Below are 7,168 nucleotides of genomic sequence, written 5' to 3' on the forward strand. Positions count from 1 at the left end.
CTGCCGACGAAGGAAACGCCGGGATGCGGCGAGCTGACGCCTGCAGGCATGCTGCCGGCGATCCTGACGCGGAAATCCGGCTTCAGATGCGGCACGACCTTGGTCAGGAACCAGTCGAGCCCGATGCGGTTCGGCTGCCAGGTCCAGGTGCCGATCAGGGCGGCGTCGCATTCGATATGGCGCTTGGCCTTGCCTGCCGGCGCCTGCGCGCGGGTCACCAGCGGCAGCACCGCCGAGCGTGTGTCGGAGGCGACGCCAAGTGCCGCGCGGTCTCCCTCGGCCAGCGTGAAGACGAAACGCGCGGCGCGGCAAAGGCGCTCCTCCATGACCTTGAGGAGCCTGGCCTCGCGGCGGAACATCCAGCGCCGCGGCGCGCTGCCGGCCGCGGCGGCGTTCTCCTCGGCCGAGCGATGCTCGACATTGTGCGCCACGAAGACGAATGGACGGTCGGCGAGAACCTTCTCGAACGCGCCGGCGAACTGCACCGAATTCAGGACATAGCCGTCGAAGGGCCCGGCGCGATCGATGGCGGCGCGGGTTTGCGCCTCAGAGACGACACGCAGCTTGACCGACGAAAAGGTCAGGCCGGAGGAAACCGCCTTGCCGAGCCAGACAAGTTTTTGCAGCGGCGAAGCGCTTTCGGTGCGGACCTCGACGGCGTCGAGCACGATGGTGTTTTGCGGATCGGACGGGGTTTTCCCTGGCCAGATGAAGCCGATCACGGTCACGCGCACGCCGGCGCGCCGCAGCGCGTCGATGGTCGCGGCATTGGCAATCTCGTAGCCTGAGGCGAGAGCGCCATCGGGCACGATCGATGTGGCGAACAGCAGATGCATCTCACCTATCCTTAGGTGCAGCCGGTAGCAAAACGCGGTGAAGCCTTGATTAAATGGCACCGTCAAAGGCCAAAGACCCGGCTTTTCCGACAGCCGGGCGAGAAGGTGATTAACGAAACGTTATCACCGCGATGCTATCGAGGGCGCAAACCCACGCTGCTCAAAAACGGATGATCCCTTTGCCGTCCGACGCTTCTGTATCGATCCCGGGACGGTCGCCGGGGCTCGCCGCCGAGAGCGTCGAGGCGGTGGTGACGCTGCCGACCTTCAAGCGGCCGCAGCAGGTGCTGGAAACCCTGGCTTCGCTCAAGGCGCAGCGGACCGAAAGGCGCTTCGCCGTCATCGTCATGGAAAACGAGGCCGAGGCGCGCGAGGGTGCCGCCGCCGTGCTGCCGCTGTTCGAGAGCGGCGAGATGCCGGGACTTGTGATCGTCGCGCATGAGCGCGGCAATTGCAGCGCCTACAATGCCGGCTGGCAGACGGCGATCCTGCAGTTTCCCAACTTCAAGCACCTTCTTGTCATCGACGATGACGAGATCGCCGAGCCGGACTGGTTGGAGCGCATGTGCAAGGCCGCCGAGACGCTTCGCGCCGACATCGTCGGTGGCCCGCAAGTGCCGGTCTTCGCCGATCCGAGCCACGCCCGATGGGCCGAGCACCCGGTGTTCGCGCCGCCCTACCGGGAAACCGGTCGCGTTCCGGCGCTCTATTCGTCCGGCAATTTGCTGGTGGGACGCAACGTGCTGAAGGCCATGGGACCGCCCTTCCTCGATCTCAGGTTCAATTTCATGGGCGGCGGCGATTCCGACTTCCTCAGCCGTTCCGCGCAGAAAGGCTTCGTGCTCGGCTGGTGCGCCGAGGCAAAGGTCAACGAGACCGTGCCGGCCCGGCGCGTCGAGGCCGATTGGATCCGCGCCCGCAGCCTGCGCAATGGCGTGATCTCGACGCTGGTCGAAAAGAAGAAGCGCGCCGGCACGCCGCTTGCCGGCCTCAAAGTGTTTCTCAAAAGCCTGGCGCTGCTCGCGGCCTCACCGCTCCGTGGCGCCATCCGGCTGGCGCGAACCGGCTCGCTGACGACCGGCCTCTACCCGGTCTATGTCGCGCTCGGCCGGGTGCTTGCCGAATTCGGATATGCCAATGAGCAGTACCGACAGCCTGAGAAGAATTGAGCGCGCGCCGCTCGGCGCCGCCTTCACCAAGGAAGGTGTGGCGACGGCGATCGCCGCGCTCCTGTTCACCGTCATCATGGTCTCGTTCCGGCCTTTCCAGCCGGCGGGAGCGGAACTCACCGGCGACGGCGGCGACATCGTCAACCAGCTCGGCTTCGGCTCGCTCGGCGCGATCTCGATCTTCTCGCTGCTCGCCTTCGCCGATCCGCGCGTGGTGCGTTCGCTGGTCAGCCCCTCCTGGGCGCTGATGCTGGGCTTCTTCTCCCTGTCGGTGGTGCTCGCCACCGATCCGCCGGTGGCGATGCGCGCCGCCTCCTTCACCATGATCGGCATCATCACCATGGCGACGATCCTGGTGCTGCCGCGCGACGCCGATTCCTTCGCCCGCGTGATCATCTTCACCGCCGTCGTGGTGATCGGCCTTTCCTATATCGGTCTGGTCGTCTTGCCGCATGAGGCCCTGCACACCGCTGACTCGCAGGAGCCGGAGCATGCCGGCCTGTGGCGCGGCGTCTTCACGCACAAGAACATCGCCGGGCCGGTGATGGCCTGTTTCAGTTTCGCCGGGCTCTATCTGTTCCGACGCGGCCAGCGCTGGTGGGGCGCCGGCATCTTCTGCGCCGCGATGATCTTCATGCTCCACACCGGCTCCAAGACGACCGCCGGACTTGTGCCGTTCTCGATCATGATCGTCGTGCTGCCCAGCCTCATCGGCATGCGGCTCGGCACGCCGATCCTGTTCGCGGTGGCGATCGTCGCGACCGTGGTCGGCACGCTCGGCATCGTCTTCATCCCGCCGGTGAAGCATCTGGCGGCGATCTATTTCCCCGATCTCACCTATACGGGACGTACGACCCTTTGGGAGTTCGCCGGCGAGATGCTGGCGAAGAAGCCGTGGACCGGCTACGGCTACGAAAGCTTCTGGGGGACGCCACTGCTGCTCAACCAGGACCAGCCCTTCGACAGGCCCTGGGATATCCGCACCATCGTGCATGGCCATGACGGCTATCTCGATATTGCCGTGCTGATGGGCATCCCGGCGCTCTGCGTTGCCGTCTACACCTTCCTGATCGCTCCTTTGCGCGATTACATGCGCATCCCGCCGCGCAAGGAGAACATCTTCCTCGGCGACCTCTTCATGATGGTGGTGCTGTTCACGGCGCTGAACGGCTTCCTGGAAAGCTTCTTCTTCCATCGCGGCGATCCGGTCTGGCTGTTCTTCGTTCTCGGCGTGCTTGGCCTCAGGCAAGTTTCGCTGCGGCCGATCCCGGTTCGCCTGTCGCGATAGAGCGTTTCACCATTTCGCCGGAACGGCGAACCCCTCTATCTCCGTCCTGACGCAATTGCGGGCGGAAAGCCGCTCGCCCTTTCCCAGGAATTGCACTCAGTCCTGGATGATCGATCTTCCTCACGCTGGGCTTTTCGCTGGCCGCGCAAGCGTTTAAGGAGAGCCATGCTAAGGAGATTTTGATGACGATCAGGCTCGTTCTCGCCGGCTGCGGCAATATGGGTTACGCCATGCTCTCGGGCTGGCTGAAGTCCGCAAGGCTCGAGCCGTCGGCGGTGTTCGTGGTCGAGCCCAACGCGGAACTGCGCCAGCGGGCCGAACATCTCGGCTGCCGCGTTTCCGCCGACGCCGGGGCCATTCCGGCCGATGCCGTGCCGGATCTCGTCGTCATCGCGGTAAAGCCGCAGGTGATCCGCGACGTGACGGCGCAGTACAAGCGCTTCGGCGATGGCAGGACGACTTTCGTCAGCATTGCCGCCGGCACGCCGGTCGCCACCTTCGAGGAAATCCTGGGCGAGCTCGCGCCGGTCATCCGCTGCATGCCGAACACGCCGGCCGCGATCGGCAAGGGCATGATGGTGGTGTTTTCCAATCCGCTGGTCTCCGACGACGTCCGGCGCTTCGTCCTTGAGCTGCTTTCGGCAAGCGGCGTCGTGACGACGATCGACGACGAGGGCCTCATGGACGCGGTGACGGCCGTCTCCGGCTCCGGCCCGGCCTATGTCTTCCACTTCATCGAAGCGCTGACAGTTGCGGCCGAGAAGGCCGGCCTGCCGGCCGAGACCGCGAAGCTGCTCGCCATGCAGACCGTCTTCGGCGCCGCCTCGCTCGCCGTTGAAAGCGACGAGGAGCCGGGCGTGCTGCGTCAGCAGGTGACCAGCCCCAACGGCACGACCGCCGCCGCGCTCGGCGTGCTGATGGGCGGCGACCGCCTGACAAAGCTCGTCACCGAAGCCGTGGAAGCGGCGCGGCTGCGGTCGATAGAGCTCGGCAAGTAGCGATCCGACAAACAATCCAGCCTGGGATGCGCCAAATCCACCAGGCCTGATCGACGATTGCCATATCGGCTAACCGATTTCCCGAACAATCGGTGGGTTTCCCTTTGGCCCAAAGGATTGCCGATTGACTTTGGCATAGACCGCCCAGATAAAACTTTCGTTCGCTGACAAAGGCAAATGTTCACTCATCTCGACTGAGCATTCCGTCCTCGTCGGCGAGTGGGGAGTGCCTTGGCCGGGAGGGTCGAGGCGTCATTGAGTTGCGGGCATCATTCACGCTTCGAGCCGAAGCCGATGCCCCTGGGGAGGTAGAATGGACACCATACTTGCAGGCTTAAAGGGAGCCATCGACACGCTCGGCGCGACTGTGCTCTTGCCGATCGTCATTTTCATCATCGCCGTGATCCTTGGAGCCAAGGTCAGCAAGGCATTCCGCGCCGCCATCACGATCGGCGTCGCCTTCATCGGCATCAACCTCGTGCTCGGCCTGATGTTCGCCTCTATCGGCGACGTGGCCAAGGCGATCGTCACCAACACCGGCATCCATCGCGACATCATCGATGTCGGCTGGCCGTCTGCCGCCGCGATCGCCTTCGGCTCGTCGGTCGGCCTTTGGGTCATCCCGGTCGGCATCCTGGTCAACATCGCGCTCCTGCTCACGCGCATGACACGCACGCTCAATGTCGACGTCTGGAACTTCTGGCATTTCGCCTTCGTCGGCTCGCTGGTCGTCGCCGCCACCAACAATCTGGCCTACGGCATCATCATCGCGGCGCTTGTCGCGGCACTTGCGCTGCTCTTCGCCGACTGGTCGGCGCGCGCGGTGCAGCAGTTCTACGGCGTGCCGGGCATTTCCGTGCCGCATCTCGCCTCGGCGCAGATCCTCCCGATCGCCATCATCCTCAACTGGATCATGGATCGCATCCCGGGCATCAACCGCATCAACATCAGCACCGAAACCATCGAACGCCGCTTCGGCGTGTTCGGCGAGCCGGTGATACTCGGGCTGATCATTGGCCTGGTGCTCGGCCTGATCGCCTTCTACAACGCTGGCGATCTCGGCACGGTGCTGGCCAAGGTGCTCGGCACCGGCATGACGCTGGCGGCGGTGATGCTGCTCCTGCCGCGCATGGTGAAGATCCTGATGGAGGGCCTGCTGCCGGTCTCGGACGCCGCACAGGAATTCGTGCGCAAGCGCACAGGCGACCGCGAGCTGCTGGTCGGGCTCGACTCGGCCATCCTGATCGGTCACCCCGCCGCGATCTCGTCGTCGCTGATCCTGGTGCCGATCGCGATCATCCTGTCGATCATCCTGCCCGGCAACCGCGTCATCCTGTTCGCCGACCTTGCCGTCATCCCGTTCATCGTCGCGATGACCGCGCCGCTGGTCAGGGGCAATGTCTTCCGCATGGTTGTCATCGGCACGGTGACGCTCGCCGTCGGCTTCTACGTCGCCAACGCGCTGGCGCCGCTGTTCACGAGTGCAGCCGTCGCCTCCGGCTTCAAGCTGCCGGCGGATGCGCTGCAGATCACCTCGGTGGTCGACGGCTTCCTCTGGGTTCCCTATGTGATCATCGAAGCGATCCAGGGGCTCGGCGTGATCGGCATCGTCGTCATCGCGGTGGTGATCGCTGCGCTGTTCCTGTTCTACCGCCGCAATCCGCTCGGCTGGGAGCGCGCGGCAGGCGCCGAGGACGAGCCGGCCGAAGGCACCGCCTGAGCCGGCCCCATCCTGAACTGACAATGACCTGTGCGCCCGAGCCACACGGCGGGCGCACGGTCCGCATCAATGGAGTGACCCTTGTCGAACGGCCTGATCCAACTCCTGGACCCCGAGGCAGTCGTCCTTGGCTCCGACGCCTCGACCAATGAGGAGATCATCCGCATCCTGGCCGCCAGGCTGGAGGCGTTGGGCTACGTCAAGAGCAGCTACGCCGACGCTGTCGTGCGGCGTGAGATGACGATCCCGTCAGGCCTGCCGCTGGAGCGCGCCGACAATGTCGCGGTTCCGCATACCGACCCCGAACATGTGCTGAAGCCGGGTGTCGCGATGGGCACGCTCAAGCGGCCCGTCACCTTCGCCAATATGGAAGATCCCGACGAGAAGCTTCCGGTGGGCCTCGTCTTCCTGCTTGCCATCAATGACAAGGACAAGCAGATTGACACGCTGCAGACCGTCATGGTCACCATCCAGAATCCCGCGGCGCTGGATGGCTTGAGGACGGCCAGGACCTTCGACGACGTCCGCGCCATTCTCGGCTGACAAAGGAAAGAACATGTCCAGACAGAAAACCATTCTTTTTGCCTGCGGCACGGGCGTCGCGACCTCGACCGCGGTCAATGCGGCGGTGACCGAAGCGATGAAGAAGCGCGGCCTCACCTTTCATGCGCAGCAGGCCAAGGCAACGGAAGTGCCCGGACTGGCCGACAACGTCGATTTCATCGTTGCCACCACACCGATCTCGGCATCCGTGAAGAAGCCGGTGATCAAGGGGCTCCCCTTCCTCACCGGCATCGGCAAGGACAAGGCGCTGGACGAGATCGAGGCGGAACTGCGCAAATAGAGCAATTCCAGGAAAAAGTGTGAGCGGTTAAGTTCGGCGCCTTCGCCGTAACCTTCCGTCCGGAATTGCGTCAAAACAAAGGGATAGAGCCGGTTCAGCCTGACAGGGCCGGCGAAGCGATCTTCGCTCCGTGGAGCATGTCGTCCTGCAGCCGGCGCAGGGCGTAGAGCCTCGTCGTCCGGTCCGGCGCGGCATTGTCCTCGGTCAACAACTCGCCCTTCTTCACCGGCTTCAGCACCTTGCCGCCTTCGAGCAAGCCGACCGGCACGGCGCGGCTTGCCCGGGCATCGCCAACGGACATGGGCCAGGAGCG

General features: G+C 64.6%; 7 protein-coding genes and 1 pseudogene. 6 read left to right on the forward strand and 2 right to left on the reverse strand.

Translation table 11 applies throughout. The features are described from left to right. A partial coding sequence (locus EOA28_RS18740; RefSeq protein WP_128315145.1) for a glycosyltransferase occupies nt 1–836 on the reverse strand: 836 nt, incomplete at its 3' end. A 170-nt stretch (nt 837–1,006) separates the two neighbouring features. On the opposite strand from EOA28_RS18740, the gene EOA28_RS18745 reads away from it, so the two are divergent. The 6 genes from EOA28_RS18745 to EOA28_RS18770 all read left to right on the forward strand — a co-directional run bounded on the left by EOA28_RS18745 (nt 1,007) and on the right by EOA28_RS18770 (nt 6,855). Next, on the forward strand, nt 1,007–2,005 hold the full coding sequence (locus EOA28_RS18745; protein WP_127252166.1) for a glycosyltransferase: 999 nt from the start codon (nt 1,007–1,009) through the stop codon (nt 2,003–2,005). After that, nucleotides 1,974–3,293 carry an O-antigen ligase gene (locus tag EOA28_RS18750; RefSeq protein WP_127252165.1) on the forward strand — a complete coding sequence of 440 codons (1,320 nt, stop codon included), beginning with the start codon at nt 1,974–1,976 and terminating at the stop codon, nt 3,291–3,293. The genes EOA28_RS18745 and EOA28_RS18750 overlap by 32 nt, the downstream gene beginning before the upstream one ends. A gap of 182 nt (nt 3,294–3,475) precedes the next feature. Beyond that, nucleotides 3,476–4,291 (forward strand): pyrroline-5-carboxylate reductase, encoded by an 816-nt coding sequence (proC, locus tag EOA28_RS18755; RefSeq protein WP_127252164.1) that lies wholly within the window; start codon nt 3,476–3,478, stop codon nt 4,289–4,291. A gap of 313 nt (nt 4,292–4,604) precedes the next feature. Beyond that, entirely contained in the window at nt 4,605–6,011 is a 1,407-nt protein-coding gene (locus EOA28_RS18760; RefSeq protein WP_127252163.1) for a PTS transporter subunit IIC, read from the forward strand. 81 nt (nt 6,012–6,092) lie between these two features. Then, nucleotides 6,093–6,554 (forward strand): PTS sugar transporter subunit IIA, encoded by a 462-nt coding sequence (locus EOA28_RS18765; protein WP_128315146.1) that lies wholly within the window; start codon nt 6,093–6,095, stop codon nt 6,552–6,554. A 13-nt stretch (nt 6,555–6,567) separates the two neighbouring features. Continuing rightward, nucleotides 6,568–6,855 (forward strand): PTS sugar transporter subunit IIB, encoded by a 288-nt coding sequence (locus tag EOA28_RS18770; protein ID WP_126062533.1) that lies wholly within the window; start codon nt 6,568–6,570, stop codon nt 6,853–6,855. A gap of 94 nt (nt 6,856–6,949) precedes the next feature. On the opposite strand, the pseudogene EOA28_RS18775 reads toward EOA28_RS18770, so the two are convergent. Next, nucleotides 6,950–7,168 (reverse strand): annotated as a pseudogene (locus EOA28_RS18775) (hypothetical protein); the annotation flags it as partial.

It is taken from the genome of Mesorhizobium sp. M2A.F.Ca.ET.067.02.1.1, assembly GCF_004023285.1.
In the GTDB taxonomy this organism is placed as follows: domain Bacteria; phylum Pseudomonadota; class Alphaproteobacteria; order Rhizobiales; family Rhizobiaceae; genus Mesorhizobium.

Bases quoted from the DNA above. Each gene is read 5' to 3' on its own strand.
- EOA28_RS18770 (WP_126062533.1), top strand. From the start codon at position 6,568: ATGTCCAGACAGAAAACCATTCTTTTTGCCTGCGGCACGGGCGTCGCG.
- EOA28_RS18760 (WP_127252163.1), top strand. From the start codon at position 4,605: ATGGACACCATACTTGCAGGCTTAAAGGGAGCCATCGACACGCTCGGC.
- EOA28_RS18745 (WP_127252166.1), top strand. From the start codon at position 1,007: ATGATCCCTTTGCCGTCCGACGCTTCTGTATCGATCCCGGGACGGTCG.
- proC (WP_127252164.1), top strand. From the start codon at position 3,476: ATGACGATCAGGCTCGTTCTCGCCGGCTGCGGCAATATGGGTTACGCC.
- EOA28_RS18750 (WP_127252165.1), top strand. From the start codon at position 1,974: ATGAGCAGTACCGACAGCCTGAGAAGAATTGAGCGCGCGCCGCTCGGC.